A 19084-nucleotide genomic window follows, 5' to 3' on the forward strand; every position below is an offset into this window, starting at 1 on the left:
CCGACAAGATGTACACGACGATGCGAGTAATCAGGACGAAACGTCAGAAGAACAAGCAAGTACAGGAGATGCTGAGCGGATAGCCTGTGGCAGTGCGAAACACCGAGGTGGGATACCAGCAGATCGCCGACGACACCTGGGCCTTCATGCGTCCGCCGGGCAGTTGGGGGCAGACCAACACCGGGCTCGTCGTGGCACCCGGTTCGGCGTCGATGCTGATCGACACCGTCTGGGACGTGAACTGGGCCGAGCGGGTTGCCGCCGGCACCGCCGAGTTGGTTGCCGCCGCACCGATCACCGAGGTCCTCAACACGCATTCGGACGGTGATCACTGGTGGGGAAACGACAGCGTGCCCGCCTCCGCACGGATCACCACCAGTGCGGCGTCGCTGCACGCGATGAAGGAGGAGACCCCGCCGAAGGGAGTATCCGCATTCGCGTCCTTCGGCAAGGCAGTCGGCTGGGTGCCGGGACCGATCGGTGCCATGGGCTCCTACATGAACCGTGTTCGCGGCGATGCGCTGTTTCCGTCGGCGCTGCCCCGCCTGCCTGATCACACCTTCGAAACCACCGAAACCATCGATGTCGCAGGACGATCGGTGCACCTGCGCTACCTCGGTCCGGCGCACACCGAAGGCGATCTCATCGCGCACCTCTCGGACGTGGGGGTCGTGTTCGCGGGCGACCTGCTCTTCATCGACGCCACCCCGGTGCTCTGGCACGGCCCTCTGCAGAACTGGATCGACGCCCTCGACCACCTCCTCGAACTCGACGCCGACGTGTACGTCCCCGGCCACGGACCCCTGTGCGGCACCGACGAAATACGCGCCGTGCGCAGCTACTGGACCTGGGTGGCCGAGGCCGGACGAGCGTGCTTCGACGCGGGCCTCGGCTCCACCGAGGCCGCCCTGAACCTGCTCAAATCACCCGAATTCGGCCATTACGCGCACTGGGATTCGCCCGAGCGACTCATCCTCAGCATGAGCACGCTCTACCGCCTGTGGCGAGGCGAACCCGCTGCGCCACCCACGCTGACGCGTCGAGCACGCGCGTTCGCCGACGCGGGACGGTATCTGCGGGAGCGCTAGTGTCAGCCTTTCGGTGAGGCTGTTGGTTACTGGGCTCCTAACTCCGTCGTCAAGGACGCGGCGTGCGCGAACAGTGGGGTCGGATCCGGTTGTTGTGCAGACGGTTCGAGTACAACAGTGGTCGCGCCCGCATCGATCCAGCGCTGCAGGTTGCTCATGGCGGCATCGGAATCGGATCCGACGGCGACATAGACGACGATGTCGTGACCCGGCCCCGCGGCGATATGCCCGACGGCAGTCCGCAGCTGATCCGGGTCCGTCTCGCTCGTGAGAATGGTGCCGACACTCCTGCGGCCGCTCAGAGCAAGGGTTTTCGGGCCCGTGGCCCCGACGAGCAGTGGAGGTGCCTGCAGCGGAGGCCAATCGAGCTGCACATTGTCGAGTGAGACGTACCGACCCTGCGTGGTGACGCTCTCGCCCGCGAGGAGAGCGGTGAGGGCTGTCATCTGCTCGTCGAGCAACGTCAGCGGAGACTGCACTCGTGCGCCGATCTGGCCCATCCACGACTGGACGCCGTGGCCGAGTCCCACGCGGAGCCGGCCCGGATGGACCCGAGCGACGGTCGCGATCTCCATGGCCGTCGACGCCACGTTCCGCATCGGAGTGGGCAACACCCCGATGCCGACGTTCACGCGATCGGTGCTCGCGAGAATCAGTGCAGCAGTGGACAGCCCGCCGGAGAAGAAGCAGTCTTCCCACAGCCAGATCTCGTCGACGCCCGCGGCATCGGCTGCGCGAGCCGCGTCGACCAGCGCCTCCGGGGCGATCTCGGGCCGGAGTACAACGCCGATTCGGGTCATGGGAATTCTCTTTCTACTCAGCGAACGAGGTACGGGGACACCGAGCTTCGGTGCTCGTCTATGTCGAGATCCTTGCCGAGCGGCGGAAACGCACGCTGCGGGCAGTTCGAGCGTTCGCAGACCCGGCAACCCGCTCCGATCGGAGTTGCGACCGCCGAGCCCTGCACGTCCAGTCCATCGGCATAGACGAGCCGTCCGGCATGGCGCAGTTCGCAACCGAGGCCGATGGCAAAAGTCTTGCCGGGCTGCCCGTATCGAGCGGCGCGGCGTTCCACCGTTCGTGCGATCCACAAATAATTGCGGCCGTCGGGCATCTCGGCGATCTGCGTCATGATCTTGCCGGGATACGCGAACGTCTCGTACACGTTCCACAGCGGGCACGTGCCGCCGCTGGAGGAGAAGTGAAAGCCGGTGGCGGACTGTCGTTTAGACATGTTGCCGGCGCGATCGACCCGGACGAACGAGAACGGCACACCGCGCATCTCGGGGCGCTGCAGCGTGGAGAGACGGTGACAGATGGTCTCGTAACTCACCGAGAAGAAGGCCGACAGCCGCTCGATGTCGTATCGGAAATCCTCGGCGACATCGTGGAACTGGTGATACGGCAACACCGTCGCGGCCGCGAAATAGTTGGCGAACCCGAGCACCGCCAACTTCTTCGACGCCTCGCTCGTGAAGTTTCCCTCGTCGGCCATCTTGTTCAACAGATCACCGCATTCGAGATACGCGAGCTCGGCAGCGAACTTGAACACCTTCTGCCCGCCGGAGAGGTGAGGCGAAATCTCCAATACCCTTGTCTGCGGGTCGAACCGATGCAACACGTTCTCACCGAGGTCGATGCGATTGACGATCTGCACGTCGTGCACCGTGCGCAACCGCTTCGCGATCTCACCGCCCACATCGGCGCGATGGAACCGAATTCTCGACGTCAATGCCTCTGCGGCGGTATCCAATTCGTGCAGATAGTTCTGTCGTTGATAGAAGTAGTCGCGCACCTCTTCGTGCGGCTTGCTGATCGAGCCGCTGCCACTGCCGTCGGAGAATCGTTCCTCGGTCGCTGCCAACAGCTGAGCCGTCGTATTGCGGTATCGGCGATGCATATTGACCATCGCCCGAGCCAGCTGTGGGTGCGAGCTGACCATCTGCGCGATCTCGTGCGGATCTGCGTCGATGCCCATGTCCTGATCGAGTGCGACTTCGCGCAACTCGGCAACCAACCTGGTGTCGTCCTCGGAGGAGAAGAACGATGTGTCGACGCCGAAGACCTCCGAGATGCGCAGCAGTACCGGAACCGTCAACGGACGCACGTCGTGCTCGATCTGGTTGAGATAGCTGGCCGAGATGCCGAGCTTCTGCGCCAGAGATACCTGGCTCATGCTGCGTTCACTGCGGAGCTGCCGAAGGCGAACGCCGACGAAAGTCTTGGACACGGTTGCCAGGCTACGCCTGCGAAGAATTGCCTTAACACCGTTCGCAACTAGCTGCTGGGTCACGATTCGGTGACCGTCGGGAACATTAGCCGAAGTAAAGGCGTATACCGATATACGAGCTATTCACCACGCACCTCGAGGAGCGGTCATGTCCAATCGTCAGCGCACATCGGAAATCGTCAGGGACGTCGTCGTCTTCGTCACCGGAGCCGTTCTGGTCGCCTCCACCGTCTGGCTTCCCGTCCAGGGCGACCAAGAAGTCACCGGAGCCATCCTGGTGCTCGGCATCCTTGCGGCATCGTCGGCGCTCTGGGCCATCGGATCCGCGTCCAGGCAGAGTCACTGGACTCACGTCGGCCTCGGTGTGTTGCTCGCCGTCTCGCCCGCGCTGATGGTATTCCCCTCCGGATTGCTGGCCGCGGACCTGTTCGCCATCGTCGGCGGACTCGTGATCGCCGCCATGGGTGCGCTGGGAGTCATCGCATCGCGCCGGGTGCCGGTCACCTCGCGAGTAGTGGCCTCCAGCGACGAACGCACCGGCATTCGCATCTGAGCCCTTCTCTGCAACTGATGATCCACTTCCCGGGACAGGCGCGATGAATCTCGTGTGCGGCCCAGTGAGTGGAGCATTGTGTGCAGTCATCGCCGCGATGCCCGGCGCCGCCTGACAACCGACGCGATTTCGCCCGCAACGCGATCGGGTGCAGTGAGCACATCGAATGCCGAGTAGCGCAGCACCAACCAACCATCGAGGATCAGCGCGTTCTGTCGTCGGCGATCCTTGCTGAATACGGCTGCTGCACTGTGGAATTCGCGACCGTCGACTTCAATGATCGTTCGGCTGCGGCGGTCGACGAAATCACACACGAACGGACCGACTGCAGCGTTCATCTCCAGGCGCAGGCCGAGTCGATGCACTGCGCGGCCCAGGGCGCGCTCGGGCTCCGACGCAAATCTCGATACCGCGAGCCGCACCTGACGAGCCAGCTCGACGTTCCCGTGCCGACCCGGGAAGCGGTCGAGTAGGCAGAGCAGCGAAGCCGGGTCCATTCCGAACTTCAGGCGCTCGTCGATCAGCAACTCGGCATCGGGGCGGGGGAGTAGCGCCAGGCAATAGAGCATCGTCTGCGCAGAGATGGTGCAGGGCAGCGCCGCGACCTCGTCGACGAGCGTGGAGTCCATGTCGCGACGGTGCAGCCGAAGCCAAGACGGAGGTCTCAGCCGCGCAGTTCGGGGGACGGTGGCGTCGAGCATTGTCGGTTCGGTGGTCCAGCCGCGCAGGTACGCGGCCGATCGATGACTGAGGACGGCGTCGGGTCGCCACAGCGTGATCGCCCGACAACGGTCCATCGTCGACGGCTCCCCGCGCATATGGACCGTCGGCAGGACGCGGGTGAAGCGACGCGAGATGGTGCTGGGGTGAATCCCTGCGGCGACGAGATCCCCCCAAGTGGTGGGAGTGGAGCCTGCGGGGTTCTGGCGTGTCATTGCTGCAGCATCGGCGCGTCGTTGTGGGGCGATGATCAATCGACCTGGGGAAATGGAATGGCCTGTGCATGGCCGATGGCTTGTGGATGGTGCAATTCCTGCTCCACTCGACGCACTCGCACGGGGGATTCTCCAACGAGAGATCGCGAGTGGAGCACCTTGTGCAGCGTCCACATCGTGAGACAAAGCGTGTGTGACGTCCATCACTACCAAGCTGTTTTCTGACTCGATTCAGACGCTCGATTCAAACCGTACAAGCGTCCCGTAAAGAATTTTGTTCATTCCGTTCACCAACTGGGGATTCGTCGCTACCGACGAGTAACCACGCCGCCCGATCAGTGAGGTATGTGAGCCCCAAAAATTTGCAGACTTAGCAAAGGGCTCTGGAAAGCTAGCCAAGATTGGCACTAACAACTGGTAGACGCCTGTTTTCGGGTGTGCCATTGTTTTGGAGTACACCAGAAGGGCCTGGCAACGATGTGAAGATTCGTCTCGCGGCAGGCCGAGAAGCAGAGAAGAGACTGGAGCTCCGATGTCGACCACCGGCACCCCGAAGACCACCGCCGAGATTCAGCAGGATTGGGACACCAACCCGCGCTGGAAGGGCGTCACCCGTAACTTCACCGCGCAGCAGGTCTCCGACCTCCAGGGCACTGTGGTCGAAGAAGCCACACTCGCTCGCCGCGGCAGCGAGATCCTGTGGGATCTCGTCAACAACGAGGACTACATCAACTCGCTCGGTGCCCTCACCGGCAACCAGGCCGTGCAGCAGATTCGCGCCGGCCTCCAGGCGATCTACCTCTCCGGCTGGCAGGTCGCCGGCGACGCCAACCTCTCGGGCCACACCTACCCGGACCAGAGCCTCTACCCGGCCAACTCGGTTCCGTCGGTCGTCCGTCGCATCAACAACGCACTCCTGCGCGCCGACGAGATCGCCAAGATCGAGGGCGACACGTCCGTCAAGAACTGGGTTGCACCCATCGTGGCCGACGCCGAAGCAGGCTTCGGTGGCGCACTGAACGCGTACGAGCTGCAGAAGGCCATGATCGTGGCCGGCGCTGCCGGCGTGCACTGGGAAGACCAGCTCGCATCGGAGAAGAAGTGCGGCCACCTCGGTGGCAAGGTGCTCATCCCCACCCAGCAGCACATCCGCACCCTGACCTCCGCCCGTCTGGCCTCGGACGTCGCCGACGTCCCCTCGGTCATCATCGCCCGCACCGACGCCGAGGCAGCCACGCTGATCACCTCCGACGTCGACGAGCGTGACCGCGAGTTCCTCGACGGAACCCGCACCGCAGAAGGCTTCTTCGGCGTCAAGAACGGCATCGAGCCCTGCATCGCTCGCGCCAAGGCCTACGCACCGTACGCAGACCTCATCTGGATGGAGACCGGCGTCCCGGACCTCGAGGTCGCCAAGAAGTTCTCCGAGTCGGTTCGCAGCGAATTCCCGGACCAGCTGCTCGCCTACAACTGCTCGCCTTCGTTCAACTGGAAGGCACACCTGGACGACGCCACCATCGCGAAGTTCCAGAAGGAACTCGGCGCCATGGGCTTCAAGTTCCAGTTCATCACCCTCGCGGGCTTCCACTCGCTCAACTACGGCATGTTCGACCTGGCACACGGCTACGCCCGCGAAGGCATGACCGCGTTCGTCGACCTGCAGGAGCGCGAGTTCAAGGCTGCCGAAGAGCGTGGCTTCACCGCCATCAAGCACCAGCGTGAGGTCGGCGCGGGCTACTTCGACCGCATCGCCACCACCGTCGACCCCAACACCTCGACGGCAGCACTGAAGGGCTCCACCGAAGAAGGCCAGTTCCACTGAGCTAGCCCGCCTCCCCGGAACTTCAGCGCACTAGTCAGGCGGCCCCAGCGTTTCGCTGCGGGCCGCCTGATTTGTATCGCCTGGGTTCTGGGCGTACCCCGGAAGGGTTACCCTCATCTCGCTTTAAGCTGTTGTGGTGCAACATTATTCGCTAGGAGTTTGCTGTGACGGTGGAGAGGGTGGGGATCGTCGGAGCCGGACAGATGGGTGCGGGAATCGCAGAGGTCTGCGCCCGCGCGCACGTCGACGTGGCGGTCTACGAACAGACTCGCGAACTGGCGACGGCCGGCCGCAGTCGCATCCTGCAATCACTGGACCGCGGAGTGAGCAGCGGCAAGATCACCGAGCGCGAACGAGAACACGCCGCCTCCCGGTTGCGGTTCACCTGCGACCTCGGGGACTTCGCAGACCGCCAACTCGTCGTCGAAGCAGTCCTCGAGGACGAAAAGGTCAAGTCGGCAATATTCGCAGAACTCGACGCGGTGGTGTCCGACGCGAATGCCGTGCTCGCGTCCAACACCTCGTCCATTCCGATCACGACGCTCGCGTCGGCCACCACGGCACCGCAGCGCGTCGTCGGACTTCATTTCTTCAATCCGGTACCGGTGTTGCCACTCGTCGAGCTGGTCACCACGAGCACAACGTCCGATGCGGTGGCCGACCGCGCCGAAGCCTTCGCCGGAGATGTTCTCGGCAAGCAGGTGGTGCGATCCGCGGATCGCTCGGGCTTCGTCGTCAACGCACTTCTCGTTCCGTATCTGCTCTCGGCGATCCGCATGGTCGAGTCGGGATTCGCCACCAAGGAAGACGTCGACAAAGCGACGGTTCTGGGTTTGGCACACCCGATGGGACCGCTCGCGCTCGCGGATCTCGTAGGTCTCGACACCGTCAAGTCCATTGCCGACTCCATGTATTCGGAATTCGACGAGCCGCTGTTCGCGGCACCGCCGCTGTTGCTGCGCATGGTCGAGGCGGGACAGACGGGCAAGAAGACCGGGGCCGGGTTCTACCGCTACGAGAACGGCCGCGTAGCAAAGTAGTGGGCGTCTCGGGCGGGTCGCCGCGCAGCGGCTTGCCGAGCGCTATTGTCGGTCTGCCGGTGCAAATCCATCGATCCCAGGGAGCATGTCAGTGAGCAAGTCCAAGAAGTCGAACGGTCTGGTGCCCAAGGCATTCGGAATCGGGTTGGCCGCAACAGGCGCGGCCCATTTCGTGGTGCCGGAGGCCTTCGAGGGAATCACCAAGCTTCCGTTCCCCAAGGACACTCGAACCTGGATCAGTCGTAACGGGGCCACAGAACTGGCCGTCGGCGTGGCGATCGCGTACCCCAAGACCCGCAAGATCGGACTGGTCGGTCTGGCAGCGTATGTTGGATGGCTCGGCGTCAATATCGCCAAGAACAGCTGACGTTACTGTTGCGAACGACTCGTTCGGAGCAGGAATAGCCTGGTCGTAGCGGTAGCTGTGTTGCGCTTACACAGATGCGTAGGTAGCAATGTAGATATGACTTCAGCTACCGCTTACCAGGCCACCGCTCCGGACGCCCCGCTCGAGAAGGCGACGATCGAGCGACGTGCAGTCGGACCGCACGACATCCTCATCGACGTCAAGTTCGCGGGCATCTGCCACTCCGACATCCACACCGCCCGGAACGAGTGGGGCGGCACCACGTACCCCGTCGTTCCCGGACACGAGATCGCCGGCATCGTGGCCGAGGTCGGCTCCGAGGTGACCACCCGCAAGGTCGGCGACCGCGTGGGCGTCGGCTGCTTCGTCGACTCCTGCGGCAAGTGCGAGGCATGTCTCGACGGCGACGAGCAGTACTGCACCAAGGGCGTCGTCCAGACGTACAACTCCACCACCTACGAGGGTGAGTTCACCAACGGCGGCTACTCCACCCAGATCGTCGTCACCGAGAAGTTCGTACTCGGAATCCCGGAAGGCGTCGAACTCGACGTCGCAGCGCCGCTGCTGTGCGCAGGCATCACGCTGTACTCGCCCCTCAAGCACTGGGGAGCCGGCCCCGACAAGAAGGTCGCCATCATCGGTATGGGCGGCCTCGGACACATCGGCGTCAAGATCGCTCACGCCATGGGCGCGCACGTCACCGTGCTGAGCCAGACGGATGCGAAAGAAGCAGACGGCAAGGCCTACGGTGCCGACGAGTACTACGCCACCAAGGACACCACCGCTCTCAAGGATCTGCAGGGCAAGTTCGACCTGATCCTCAACACCGTCTCGGCCAACCTGCCCATGGGCAAGTACCTGGGACTGCTGGCCCGCAACGGCACCCTCGTCGAGCTCGGTGTTCCCGAGAAGCCCCTCGAGATCCCGGCATTCGCCCTGTTGACCAACCGTCGCTCGTTCGCGGGCTCGATGGTCGGCGGCATCGCCGAGACCCAGGAAATGCTGGACTTCTGCGCCGAGCACCACATCGGTGCCGAGATCGAGGTCATCCCGGCCGAGAAGATCAACGAGGCCTACGACCGCGTCGTCAAGTCCGACGTGCGCTACCGCTTCGTGATCGACGCAGCCACGCTGTAACTGTCTCCTTGGACGCGTGAATGGTCCATCGACCTGCCCAGACGGGGGTCGATGGACCATTCACGCCTTCGAAGGGGGTTCAGCTCTCGGCGAGTCGCTGCTTCTCGTGTTCGACATCGAAATCGGCTGCGGGCCAATCGAGATCGAGCTTTTCGAGCGCGTCGATGAGAATTTCCGTGACGGCCAGTCTGCTGTACCACTTGCGGTCGGACGGGACGACGTACCACGGTGCGTGGTCGGTATCCGTGCGATCGAGAACCCGCTGATACGCCGTCCGGTACTGCGGCAGGAAACCACGCTCGGTGACGTCGCCCGGGTTGTACTTCCAGTGCTTCTCGGGTCGATCCAGCCGTTCCTGCAGTCGCTTCTTCTGTTCGTCGGCCGAGACGAACAAGGCCACCTTGACGACGACCGTGTCCTCGTCGACCAACTCCTTCTCGAAGGCGTTGATCTCGTCGAATCGCTTCTCCCACACCTGCCGTGGTACGAGGTCGTGGACTGCGACGACGAGAACGTCCTCGTAATGGGACCGATCGAACACCCCGATTCGGCCTGCGCGCGGAAGAGCTTTGCGGATGCGCCACAGGTAGTGGTGTTGCTTCTCCTCCTGGGTCGGCACCCCGAACGACGCGAGGTCGACGCCCTGCGGATCGACCATCCCGATGACGTGCTTGACCATGCCGCCCTTGCCCGCAGTGTCCATGCCCTGCAGCACGAGCAGAACCGACTTGGTGCCGCCCGCGCGCCCGTGGGCATAGAGCTTTTCCTGGAGCGCCGCCAGCACCGCACCGCGCTGCTCGAGCGCGTCGTTGCCGTGCGCTTTCGCGCCGTCGAACGCCGGAGTGGCGGTGAAATCGATGTCCTCCACACGAGGAGAGGCACTGGCGCGCAGCACATCGACGGGAGAGAGCGTCCACAGTTTCGACTTGTCGGCCATAGGCGGAAGACTACTTCTCTACCATGGGATTCATGGCCCCTACCATCGCAAAAGCCGAGACTGTGTCGCGTGAGCAACTGCTCGAATTCGTATCTCCGCGGCACCACCACACCCTGATCACGCGTAAGCGCGACGACGGTCTGCAGGTCTCCCCGGTGTCCGCAGGCGTGGACTCGGAAGGCCGCATCGTCATCGCCACCTACCCCGAGCGCGCCAAGGTGCACAACATCCGCCGCACGCCGGCCGTCACCGTGTTGGTACACAGCGACGACTGGAACGGCGACTACGTCCAGGTCGACGGGACGGCCGAGATCATCGATCTCCCCGACGCCGTCGAGCCTCTGGTGGAGTACTTCCGCAGCATCGCCGGTGAGCACTCGGACTGGGACGAGTACCGCGCGGCGATGGTGAAGCAGGGAAAGTCGTTGATCCGCATCACGATCGACACCTGGGGCCCGATCGCCGCGGGTGGCTTCCCGCCCGGGAGAGTGTGACAAGCCCCCGGGAAGAGTGTCGCAAGCCCTCCCGGGCGGGTGTGAGCTAGGCCTTCAGTGGTGCTGCGAACAGTGGCACTGCGTTGTCCAATGCATATCGGGTTCCCGCGACCGAGGCGGCCGAGAATGCGTTGGACAGGTCGGTGTCACCGAGCACGACGAGGCGTCCGTCGCGGGCCGACGGGAGTCCCTGGATGAGCGGGTTCTCGGTGATGACCTCGGGTCCGCTGCCGATGGGGAACATGACGGTCAGGTCGGCGTCGAGGTTCGCGATGTTCTCCTCGGACAGGTCGACGCTGAACTTCCCGGGTTGGGCGAGGTCCTGGATGGCCGGGGCGTTCGTCAGTCCGAGTGCTTCGAGGAAGTCGACTCGGGTGTCGCCGCGTACGTAGGCCCCGCTCTGGCCGCTGTACAGCGTGCCGACGGCGACGGACTTGCCGGCGAATTCCGGGTTGGCAGCCACGGTCTCGGCGAATTGGGTCTTGGTGTCGTCGATCAGCTTTTTGCCTTCGTCGACTTTTCCGAGCGCCTCGGCGACGATCTCGGTCTGCCCGTCCCATGTGGTGCCGTAGGCGACGTCGGTTCCCGGAGGTGCCGCGACAGTGGGGGCGATGTCGGACAGCTGGTCGTACACGGCCTTGTCGTTGGTGCTCCTGGTCCACAGGATCAGGTCCGGTGCCAGGGCGGCGACCGATTCGACGTCGATGTCGTAGGTGGCCAGGATCGTCGGGTCGGTGTCGTACTTTTCGGTGACCCAGGGGCCGAGGCCGTTGCCGCCGACGCCGAGCCAGTCACTGGCTCCGACGGGCTGCACGCCGAGAGCCAATGCGGTTTCGGCGTCGGACCAGCCGAGCGCAACTACTCGCTGGGGGTCGGCCGGCACCTCGACCTCCCCGAACATGTCGGTGACGACGGTGCCCGCAGCAGCCGAATCGGCCGGGTCGCCGTCGTCGGAATTACCGGATCCGCACGCGGTCAGGGTCAGGGCGAGGGCCACGGCTGCCGCAGGCAGGGCCAGAGATCGAGAAATGCGCATAGGGCACGCTAACCTATCAAGCGCGGAAGTGCTCCACGATCTTCGCGCAGAAGGCAGGCAGGTCGTCGGGGTTGCGGCTCGACACCAGATTGCCGTCCACGACCACTTCCTCGTCGACGACGGTGGCACCGGCGTTACGAAGGTCGGTCCGAATGCTCGGGTAGGACGTCAGCGTGCGGCCTTTCAGTACGTCTGCTTCGGCCAACGTCCACGCGCCGTGGCAGATGACTCCGACCGGTTTGCGCGCCTGAACGAATGCGCGCACGAACTCCACTGCGTCCGCATCCACGCGCAGTTGATCGGGATTCGTGGTGCCGCCGGGCAGGATCAACGCGTCGAAGTCGTCGACCGATACCTCGCCCGCGATCTTGTCGACACTGAACGTGTCGCCTGCGTTCACGTCGCTGTTCATCGCTTGGATGTCGCCGTGATCGAGCGACACCAATGTGACTGTGCCACCGGCATTTTCGACGGCTTCACGGGGCTGCACCAACTCGACCTGCTCTACACCGTCGGTGGCGAGAACGGCAATGCGGCGTCCGGACAATGTTTCGTTGCTCATGCTCGTTCGGATTACCGGCGCGATCGAGTTTCAAACGAGAACCGTGTGCGCGGCAGTGGTACGAATGGACACATGAGCGAATCACCGATCGAATCTCCGACCGAGGATCGCGTCGAGCAGAATCTGCCGATCGCGGACGAACCGGACGAGCCGGATGCGGGCGATCTCCCCGTCGAGGCCGACGCCACGGACGTCATCGAACAACGCACCGAAGTTCCGCTCGACGACGAATACGACGAGCGCTAGGACTTACCCGGCTCGTCGTCCACCAGAGGATGCGGCTGCGACTTGAACTTGGCCGGTGAGCCGTCGGCCATGGCCACGCCGTGGATGCCGCCCCACATCATCATGCAGAGGTAGTCGATCAGGTCATCGGCGGACATGGACTTGTTCGAGATCCACCAGTGCGTGGCCAACTGGACTGCGCCGACGATGGCGAACGCCCACGGCACCGAGCCGCCCGAATCCATCTCGCGTTGGCGCAGCCGCTCACCCAACACGGTGGAGAGGAGTTCGGCGATCATGCGCTCGGACTCGGCCACCACGTCCCGGTTGTTGCCGGCGTTGTTGGCCATCACGTAGAGGTACACCTCGGGATCGGTGGCCACCGTCTCGACGTAGGCGGTCACCACCACCCGGGTCAGTTCGTACTCGTCGAGCTCGTGGGAGATCGCGGAGTAGATGCGCGGCGCGAGGGTGGTTTCGACGTATCGAGACATCGTCGCGCTGGTCAGATCGTTCTTGTCGGTGAAATAGCGATAGAGCACCGTCTTCGAGATACCGATCTCCGACGCGATCTCGTCCATCCCGATCTCGCGACCACGCAGCCGGATCGCGGCCAACGTACCGTCGACGAGCTCCTCGCGTCGGGCAATCTTGTGCTCTCGCCATCGACGCTTGCGGCCGTCCGGCTTCTCGATCTTGGGCTTGTCCGCGTCCGCCTCGGGGGCGTCCTCCGAGGCTGCCGCCGCACTATTTTTCACCACGTCACCCACCTTATGCGTCGGGTGCGACACAGGAGGGGGCCGTGCCCGGTTGATCGGTTGCGATTCTGGGCACAATGTCGGGTGTGCAGCTCATGAACTTCGACGACGAGACCAAGCGTCGCGACCTCCGCAAGATGAAAACCGTCGCGACGGGATTCCTCGTCTTCGCCTCGATCGTCTATCTCTTCTGCCGCTGGCAGGAATCCACCGGGGCCGGGGCATGGGTGGGGTACGTCCGAGCGGCGTCGGAGGCAGGCATGGTGGGCGCGCTGGCGGACTGGTTCGCAGTGACGGCCCTGTTCAAGCATCCGCTGGGCATTCCGATTCCGCACACGGCCCTGATCAAGAAGAAGAAGGACCAGCTCGGTGCCAGCCTGAGCTCGTTCGTCGGTAGCAACTTCCTCGCGCCCGAGGTCGTCTCGGAGAAGGTCGCGTCGGCTCAGGTGCCGTTGCGGCTCGGCACCTGGCTCGCCCAACCCGACAATGCGGAACGGGTGGCGGCCGAGGCGGCAACGGTGCTGCACGGCGTGGTCGACGTGCTCAACGACGAGGACATCACCGCCGTCATCGACAGCACCATCGTGCGCCGACTGGCCGATCCGCAATGGGGTCCGCCGATCGGCCGCATCCTCGACGAGCTGCTTCGCGAGAACCGTCAGCTGCCGCTGATCGACATGCTGGCCGAGCGGGCTCATCAGTGGGCACTGGGCAGCCAGGAAATGATCGATCGTGTGGTCGCCCGGGACTCGCCCAACTGGTCGCCGAAGTTCGTCGACACGCTGCTGGGGGAGAAGGTCTACAAGGAACTCGTCGAGTTCACGTGGAAGATCCGCTCCAATCCCGAACACGAGGTGCGCCTGGCGGCGAACAAGTTCCTCGTCGACTACGCCAACGATCTGCAGAACGATCCGGCCACCATCGAGAAGGCCGAGAAGCTCAAGGCACAGATCATGGGCCGCGAGGAGATCACCGGGCTCGCCGCGTCGACGTGGAAGGTGGCCAAGCGTCTGATCACCGAGTCGGTTGACGATCCGACGAGTACTTTGCGCAACAAGATCAAGGAGAACACGGCCAACTTCGGCATTCGACTGCGCGACGACGACGAACTGCGCGGAAAAGCCGACGGATGGCTGCTGGGTGGGGCCCGTTACATCGCTGCCAACTACGCAGACGAGATCACGACGATCATCGGCGACACCGTCGCGCGCTGGGACGCCGAGGAAGCGAGCAGGAAGATCGAACTGCAGGTCGGACGGGATCTCCAGTTCATCCGGATCAACGGCACCGTCGTTGGTTCCATCGCAGGCCTGGCGATCTACACCGTCTCCGATCTGATCTTCGGGCACTAGTGCTAGCAGAGTGCTTGCAATAGTTAGCACCCTTCGGTACCGTCCAGTAGGACACCGAAACCAGGAGGCCGAGATGGCCGAGAACGAGGGGGATCTGGTCGCCAAAGCGACCGAGGCGACGCAGGTGGTCGCCGAGGCCGGAGACCTTGTCGCCGCAGTCGTCACGACTGCAGCCCAGGACATCGGAAGCTACATCCGGTCCCAGCGAGAAGCCGCACAAGTATCCATGCGGCAGCTCGCGAGCAGGGCCGGAGTGAGCAACCCGTATCTGAGCCAGATCGAACGCGGACTACGCAATCCGTCCGCAGAAGTGCTTGCGCAGATAGCCAAGGGTCTGCGCGTTTCCTCCGAGGTGCTGTACGTCCGGGCCGGGATCTTGGAAGCGCGTCCCCACGGTCCGGTGCGCGAAGCTCTGCTCGGCGATGAGCACATCACCGAACGGCAGAAGCAAGTGCTGATCGAGATCTACGACTCGTTCTGTCGTGAGAACGAGTCGACGCAAGAGCCCGAAACCGACGAACAGGAGACACCAGATGTCTGATTCCAAGAACTTCGAGAACGTCAAGACTCCGATCTACGCAGCTGTCGGTGCCGGCGACGCAGTCGTCCAGGCCGTCGCAGACGTCGTGGCACAGGTGCGCTCGCGCGCCGAGAGCCGGACCAGCGAGGTCAACGCTCGCATCGCAGACCTCTCCGACGAGGTCACCGAGGGCGTCGAGTCGCTCCGCGAGCGCCTGACGAACCTGCCCGCAGAGCTGCCCGACGAGATCGCCGAGCTCCGCGAGCGCTTCACCCCGGACGAGCTTCGCAAGGTAGCCGAGGCGTACCTCAAGGTCGCGTCCGACCTGTACACCTCGCTCGCCGAGCGCGGCGAAGAGACCGTCGAGCGCATCCGCCGCACCCCGGCAGTCGAAGAAGGCCTCGAACGCGCCAACTCCGCCGCCAACGATGTCGTCGACCTCACCGAGCACGCTCTCGGAACTGTCGCATCGCAGACCCGCGCGGTCGGCGAGCGCGCCGCAGCTCTGGCCGGCATCGCGTCGGACAAGGTTCGCGAAGGTGCCGACGAGATCTCCGAGGCCGCCGACGAGCTCGCCGAGAACATCGACGAAGCCGGCGACGAAGCCAAGGACAAGGCCGTAGAGGCGTCCGACAAGGTGAGCGGCGTGGCAGGCAAGGTCGAATCCAAGACCCGCGGCACCGCCGACGCACCGATCAAGAAGGCTGCTCCGGCACCGGCCAAGAAGGCTGCCCCGGCACCGGCCGCCAAGAAGACCGCACCGGCACCGGCTGCCAAGAAGGCTCCGGCCAAGAAGACCACCAGCTAAAGCACTCGTAAAGAAAACGACCCCTGCACCGCACGGTGCAGGGGTCGTTTCTCGTACACTGTCGCCTGTGAGCATCGCAGGCAGTTTCAGCTTCTATATCCTGACCTTCCTCCAGCTACTCGGAGTGGCAGGAGCGGCCTACGCGATTTTCCACGCACTACGTCAGCGCTCGGACGCTTTTCCGGCCGTGGACAAGCTGACCAAGAATGCCTGGCTCGCAATCCTGTTCGTCGGTCTGCTGCTGATCCTTGTCTCGGGCGTCATCGGCTTCCTGGGCATCATCGGTGTCGTCGCAGTCTGCGTGTACCTGGTGGACGTGCGTCCCAAGCTCGACGGCATTCAGCGCGGACCGCGCTGGTAGAGGGGCTTCGGCGCCCGTTCGGCGCTGGGCGTAACCTCTACCGCACCCGCTCGGGGGTCACAGGTAGAGGGGAATATCAGTGGTTTCACGCAAGGTAATCGAACGTTCGCTGCTCGGAGTCGGAGGCATCGCCGCTGCCGCGAGCATCGGGGCCTTCGTCGTTCGGCGACGTCGACTGCATTCGTTCACCAAGACCACGGACGTGCAGCCGGACGAGTTGCTGCAGCATCCCACGGCCGAGCCGACCGTCACCGAAGTCGTCACCGACGACGGCGCACACCTGCACGTGCGCAGCTACGGTGACCCCGATGCCGAACCCGTCCTGTTCAGTCACGGTTGGACCTGCTCGGCCGATTACTGGTTTCCGCAGATCAATGCGCTCGCAGGTCGCTACCGCGTCATCGTCTACGACCAGCGCGGACACGGGCGCAGCGACGTCGGAACGCGTCCGCTGAGCCCCGACGTACTGGCCGACGACCTGTCGGCCGTTCTCTCGGCCACCGTCACCGAGGACAACAAGACCGTCCTGGTGGGGCACAGTATGGGCGGCATGTCGATCATGGCGTGGGCCGGAAATTACCCCGATCAGGTCGACCGCCTGGTCAGCGCCGTGCTGCTCGCCAGCACGGCGACGGATTCCCTCGTCCGAGAGACCACCGTCATCCCGTTGCCGCAGCGCTTCCCACGGGTACCCGCTCCGGTGGGACGCGCTGTGCTGAGCTCGGCGCTACCGCTACGGCCGTCCCCGGTGACCCGCCAAGCCATCAAGTACATCTCGATGGCCCCCGGTGCCACGCCCGCCGAGGTGGCGTTCTGCGAGAAGATCGTGCTCGAGTGCGCGCCGCGTACCCGGGGTATCTGGGGCGCTGCGTTGAGCGACCTCGACATCCGCGAGGCGCTCGAGAACATGTCCGTGCCCACCAGCGTGCTCGTCGGATCTGCGGATCGACTGACCCCGCCCGTGCACGCGCGCAAGCTCGCCCGAGCACTCGACGACCACGATCACCTGAGCCGACTGATCGTGATCCCCGGAATCGGTCACATGAGCTCGGTGGAAGCGATCGACGACTTCAACGCCGAAGTGGTTCGCCTGCGGAACCTGTGACCCTAACGGTCTAGCTGAACACCACGGTCTTGCGTCCGTGCACCAGGACGCGATCCTCGAGGTGCCAGCGCAGGCCGCGGGAGAGCACCAGCTTCTCGATGTCGCGCCCCTGACGCACCATGTCGGTCACCTCGTCGGAGTGGTCGACGCGGATGACGTCCTGCTCGATGATGGGTCCCGCGTCGAGCTCGGCGGTCACGTAATGGCACGTTGCGCCGATGAGCTTGACGCCACGGGCGAACGCCTGGTGGTACGGCCGAGCACCGACGAACGACGGCAGGAAGCTGTGGTGGATGTTGATGGCGCGACCGGCCCAGTGCTCGCAGAGCGACTCGGGCAGCACCTGCATGAAGCGCGCCAACACCACCGCGTGCGGGTCGTAGGAGTCGACGAGCGAGCGGACTTCCTCGAAAGCCGGTCCGCGCTCGGACGGGTCCTTCGCGAACTCGACGTGATGGAAGGGTGTTCCGTGCGCCGCAGCGACGGGCTCGAGCGACCTGTGGTTGCCGATCACCGCCGATATCTGAGCGGGTAGCTCCCCGCCGGCCGCGCGGCCCAGGAGATCGTGCAAGCAGTGTGCTTCCTTGCTCACCAGCAGTACGACTCGCTTGGGTGCGCCCGAATCATGCAGTGCCCATTCGGTTTCCGGGCCGAGCTCGGCAGCCACCTCGGCGAAGCGGGCACGCAGATCCTCGACACTCATGCTCACCGACGAGGCCCGCACGGCCTGACGCGTGAAGAACCAACCGGTATCGGGATCGGCGTGATAGGCGGCCTCGACGATCCAGCCGCCGACCTCGGCGAGGAACGTGGAGATACGGGCGACGATGCCCGTCTTGTCTGGGCAACCGAGGGACAGAACGTAGCGGCGATCCTCGGACACGGAAGAACTCATGAGGGCAATTCTCTCAGGGCGCTCGCAACCCGGTTGCCACCAGTGTCCCGAGATCGATCGAATCGATGCCGCGCTCGGTCAGCGACGCGAACAAGTCCGCTCGAATCCGCCCGACGGCTGCGTCGTCGAACGGGGTGAGGGCGCCGCGCAGAGCACTGCCCAACACGAAGCTCCACACGAACGACTCCGTGGCGGGTACATGATTACTCAGCTCGACCGCCCGGACGTCCGTCGTACCGGCCGCCGCGAGCCACGTACCGAGCAGATCGGCCGTCTCCATGCGCCGGATCGGGTGCTTGTCGTACCCCTCCTGCGCGAGGCGGCCCACCTGCTCGGTGGACGGTGAATGTGCTGCGATCACCTCGAAGTACGCACGGGAGAACGCCTCGATTGCGCCCTGACGCCACACCGTCACCCCGACGCCGCCACCAGGCCGGACCAGCGACACCAGACGCGAGAAGTCCCGCTCGGGATTCGGCAGGAAGAAGATGCTGTACGAACACGCCAGGGCGTCGTATCCGGCGTAGGGAACGGTCGACGGCGGTTCCCAGGCAGTGGCGTCGGCGACGACGAAGTCGATGTTGCGTAGGGCGCGCTCGGTGGCGTTCACCCGGCCCACCTCCAGCAGGTCGTCGGCGAGGTCGACGGCATGGACCAGGCCGTCCGGGCCGACAGCTGCCGCGGCGGGAAGCGCCGACGCCCCCGTGCCGGAACACACGTCCAGTACGGCGTCGCCGGATCGCAGCCCCAGAGCGAACGTCAGCGACTGCCCGGCCGGGCCCCAGACCAGCGGCGTCACCGCGTCGAACTCCCTGCTGGTGGCGTTGAACGTGTCGGCGAGCGAGGCTGCGTCCATAGC

At 64.4% G+C, this 19084-nt stretch carries 22 protein-coding genes; 13 read left to right on the forward strand and 9 right to left on the reverse strand.

The genetic code is table 11. The annotated features are described in order from the left end of the window. Window positions 1-92 precede the first annotated feature (92 nt). Window positions 93-1088 (forward strand): MBL fold metallo-hydrolase, encoded by a 996-nt coding sequence (locus ASH04_RS03140; RefSeq protein ID WP_235579909.1) that lies wholly within the window; start codon window positions 93-95, stop codon window positions 1086-1088. A gap of 26 nt (window positions 1089-1114) precedes the next feature. Here ASH04_RS03140 and ASH04_RS03145 read toward each other — a convergent pair whose 3' ends face one another. Together ASH04_RS03145 and ramB are read right to left on the reverse strand one after the other, a co-directional pair. After that, on the reverse strand, window positions 1115-1888 hold the full coding sequence (locus tag ASH04_RS03145; protein WP_057472712.1) for an LLM class flavin-dependent oxidoreductase: 774 nt from the start codon (window positions 1886-1888) through the stop codon (window positions 1115-1117). A 17-nt stretch (window positions 1889-1905) separates the two neighbouring features. Further along, window positions 1906-3318 carry an acetate metabolism transcriptional regulator RamB gene (gene ramB, locus ASH04_RS03150; RefSeq protein ID WP_027498407.1) on the reverse strand — a complete coding sequence of 471 codons (1413 nt, stop codon included), beginning with the start codon at window positions 3316-3318 and terminating at the stop codon, window positions 1906-1908. Between the two features lie 148 nt (window positions 3319-3466). On the opposite strand from ramB, the gene ASH04_RS03155 reads away from it, so the two are divergent. Continuing rightward, window positions 3467-3871: an SPW repeat domain-containing protein gene (locus ASH04_RS03155; protein ID WP_057472713.1), complete on the forward strand. Its 405-nt coding sequence runs from the start codon at window positions 3467-3469 to the stop codon at window positions 3869-3871. Between the two features lie 86 nt (window positions 3872-3957). Here ASH04_RS03155 and ASH04_RS03160 read toward each other — a convergent pair whose 3' ends face one another. Beyond that, complete coding sequence (locus tag ASH04_RS03160; protein WP_162247513.1) at window positions 3958-4806, reverse strand: endonuclease domain-containing protein; 849 nt, start codon at window positions 4804-4806, stop codon at window positions 3958-3960. Between the two features lie 532 nt (window positions 4807-5338). On the opposite strand from ASH04_RS03160, the gene aceA reads away from it, so the two are divergent. The 4 genes from aceA to ASH04_RS03180 all read left to right on the forward strand — a co-directional run bounded on the left by aceA (window position 5339) and on the right by ASH04_RS03180 (window position 9172). Then, window positions 5339-6628, forward strand: coding sequence for an isocitrate lyase (gene aceA / locus ASH04_RS03165; protein WP_027498404.1), 1290 nt, complete (start codon window positions 5339-5341; stop codon window positions 6626-6628). Between the two features lie 164 nt (window positions 6629-6792). After that, window positions 6793-7668 (forward strand): 3-hydroxybutyryl-CoA dehydrogenase, encoded by an 876-nt coding sequence (locus ASH04_RS03170; RefSeq protein ID WP_082519141.1) that lies wholly within the window; start codon window positions 6793-6795, stop codon window positions 7666-7668. An 85-nt stretch (window positions 7669-7753) separates the two neighbouring features. After that, window positions 7754-8035: a hypothetical protein gene (locus ASH04_RS03175; protein ID WP_205914000.1), complete on the forward strand. Its 282-nt coding sequence runs from the start codon at window positions 7754-7756 to the stop codon at window positions 8033-8035. Between the two features lie 96 nt (window positions 8036-8131). Then, window positions 8132-9172, forward strand: coding sequence for an NAD(P)-dependent alcohol dehydrogenase (locus ASH04_RS03180; RefSeq protein WP_032365177.1), 1041 nt, complete (start codon window positions 8132-8134; stop codon window positions 9170-9172). A gap of 79 nt (window positions 9173-9251) precedes the next feature. Here the strand turns inward: ASH04_RS03180 and ASH04_RS03185 are convergent, their stop codons facing one another. Continuing rightward, entirely contained in the window at window positions 9252-10109 is an 858-nt protein-coding gene (locus ASH04_RS03185) for a PPK2 family polyphosphate kinase (protein WP_057472716.1), read from the reverse strand. Between the two features lie 32 nt (window positions 10110-10141). Here ASH04_RS03185 and ASH04_RS03190 point away from each other — a divergent pair, with 32 nt between their 5' ends. Continuing rightward, entirely contained in the window at window positions 10142-10603 is a 462-nt protein-coding gene (locus ASH04_RS03190; protein WP_027498399.1) for a PPOX class F420-dependent oxidoreductase, read from the forward strand. Window positions 10604-10649: 46 nt separating this feature from the next. Here the strand turns inward: ASH04_RS03190 and ASH04_RS03195 are convergent, their stop codons facing one another. Further along, entirely contained in the window at window positions 10650-11639 is a 990-nt protein-coding gene (locus ASH04_RS03195; RefSeq protein WP_032365179.1) for an iron-siderophore ABC transporter substrate-binding protein, read from the reverse strand. A 16-nt stretch (window positions 11640-11655) separates the two neighbouring features. Continuing rightward, complete coding sequence (locus tag ASH04_RS03200) at window positions 11656-12201, reverse strand: type 1 glutamine amidotransferase domain-containing protein (protein ID WP_176456693.1); 546 nt, start codon at window positions 12199-12201, stop codon at window positions 11656-11658. 72 nt (window positions 12202-12273) lie between these two features. Between ASH04_RS03200 and ASH04_RS26850 the strand changes: the two genes are divergently transcribed. Further along, complete coding sequence (locus ASH04_RS26850) at window positions 12274-12447, forward strand: hypothetical protein (protein ID WP_167326064.1); 174 nt, start codon at window positions 12274-12276, stop codon at window positions 12445-12447. Here ASH04_RS26850 and ASH04_RS03205 read toward each other — a convergent pair. Continuing rightward, entirely contained in the window at window positions 12444-13121 is a 678-nt protein-coding gene (locus ASH04_RS03205; RefSeq protein ID WP_228139367.1) for a TetR/AcrR family transcriptional regulator, read from the reverse strand. The two genes, ASH04_RS26850 and ASH04_RS03205, sit on opposite strands and share 4 nt — an antisense overlap. Before the next feature lie 140 nt (window positions 13122-13261). Between ASH04_RS03205 and ASH04_RS03210 the strand changes: the two genes are divergently transcribed. The 5 genes from ASH04_RS03210 to ASH04_RS03230 all read left to right on the forward strand — a co-directional run bounded on the left by ASH04_RS03210 (window position 13262) and on the right by ASH04_RS03230 (window position 17330). Beyond that, a complete protein-coding gene (locus ASH04_RS03210; RefSeq protein WP_027498395.1) occupies window positions 13262-14536 on the forward strand; it encodes a DUF445 domain-containing protein in 1275 nt (424 codons plus the stop codon). Window positions 14537-14609: 73 nt separating this feature from the next. Then, a complete protein-coding gene (locus tag ASH04_RS03215; RefSeq protein ID WP_027498394.1) occupies window positions 14610-15077 on the forward strand; it encodes a helix-turn-helix domain-containing protein in 468 nt (155 codons plus the stop codon). Next, complete coding sequence (locus ASH04_RS03220) at window positions 15070-15864, forward strand: heparin-binding hemagglutinin (protein ID WP_032365180.1); 795 nt, start codon at window positions 15070-15072, stop codon at window positions 15862-15864. The genes ASH04_RS03215 and ASH04_RS03220 overlap by 8 nt, the downstream gene beginning before the upstream one ends. A 67-nt stretch (window positions 15865-15931) precedes the next feature. Beyond that, a complete protein-coding gene (locus tag ASH04_RS03225; RefSeq protein WP_032365181.1) occupies window positions 15932-16225 on the forward strand; it encodes a DUF2516 family protein in 294 nt (97 codons plus the stop codon). 79 nt (window positions 16226-16304) lie between these two features. After that, the gene (locus ASH04_RS03230; protein ID WP_080731889.1) at window positions 16305-17330 is read left to right on the forward strand and encodes an alpha/beta fold hydrolase; all 1026 of its coding nucleotides are present in this window, start codon (window positions 16305-16307) and stop codon (window positions 17328-17330) included. A 10-nt stretch (window positions 17331-17340) separates the two neighbouring features. Here the strand turns inward: ASH04_RS03230 and purU are convergent, their stop codons facing one another. Together purU and ASH04_RS03240 are read right to left on the reverse strand one after the other, a co-directional pair. Further along, window positions 17341-18225, reverse strand: a complete 885-nt coding sequence (gene purU / locus ASH04_RS03235; RefSeq protein ID WP_032365183.1) for a formyltetrahydrofolate deformylase — start codon at window positions 18223-18225, stop codon at window positions 17341-17343. Between the two features lie 13 nt (window positions 18226-18238). Then, complete coding sequence (locus ASH04_RS03240) at window positions 18239-19081, reverse strand: class I SAM-dependent methyltransferase (RefSeq protein WP_057472717.1); 843 nt, start codon at window positions 19079-19081, stop codon at window positions 18239-18241. Between the last annotated feature and the right edge of the window lie 3 nt (window positions 19082-19084).

It is taken from the genome of Rhodococcus sp. Leaf233, assembly GCF_001426165.1.
In the GTDB taxonomy this organism is placed as follows: Bacteria; Actinomycetota; Actinomycetes; order Mycobacteriales; family Mycobacteriaceae; genus Rhodococcoides; species Rhodococcoides fascians.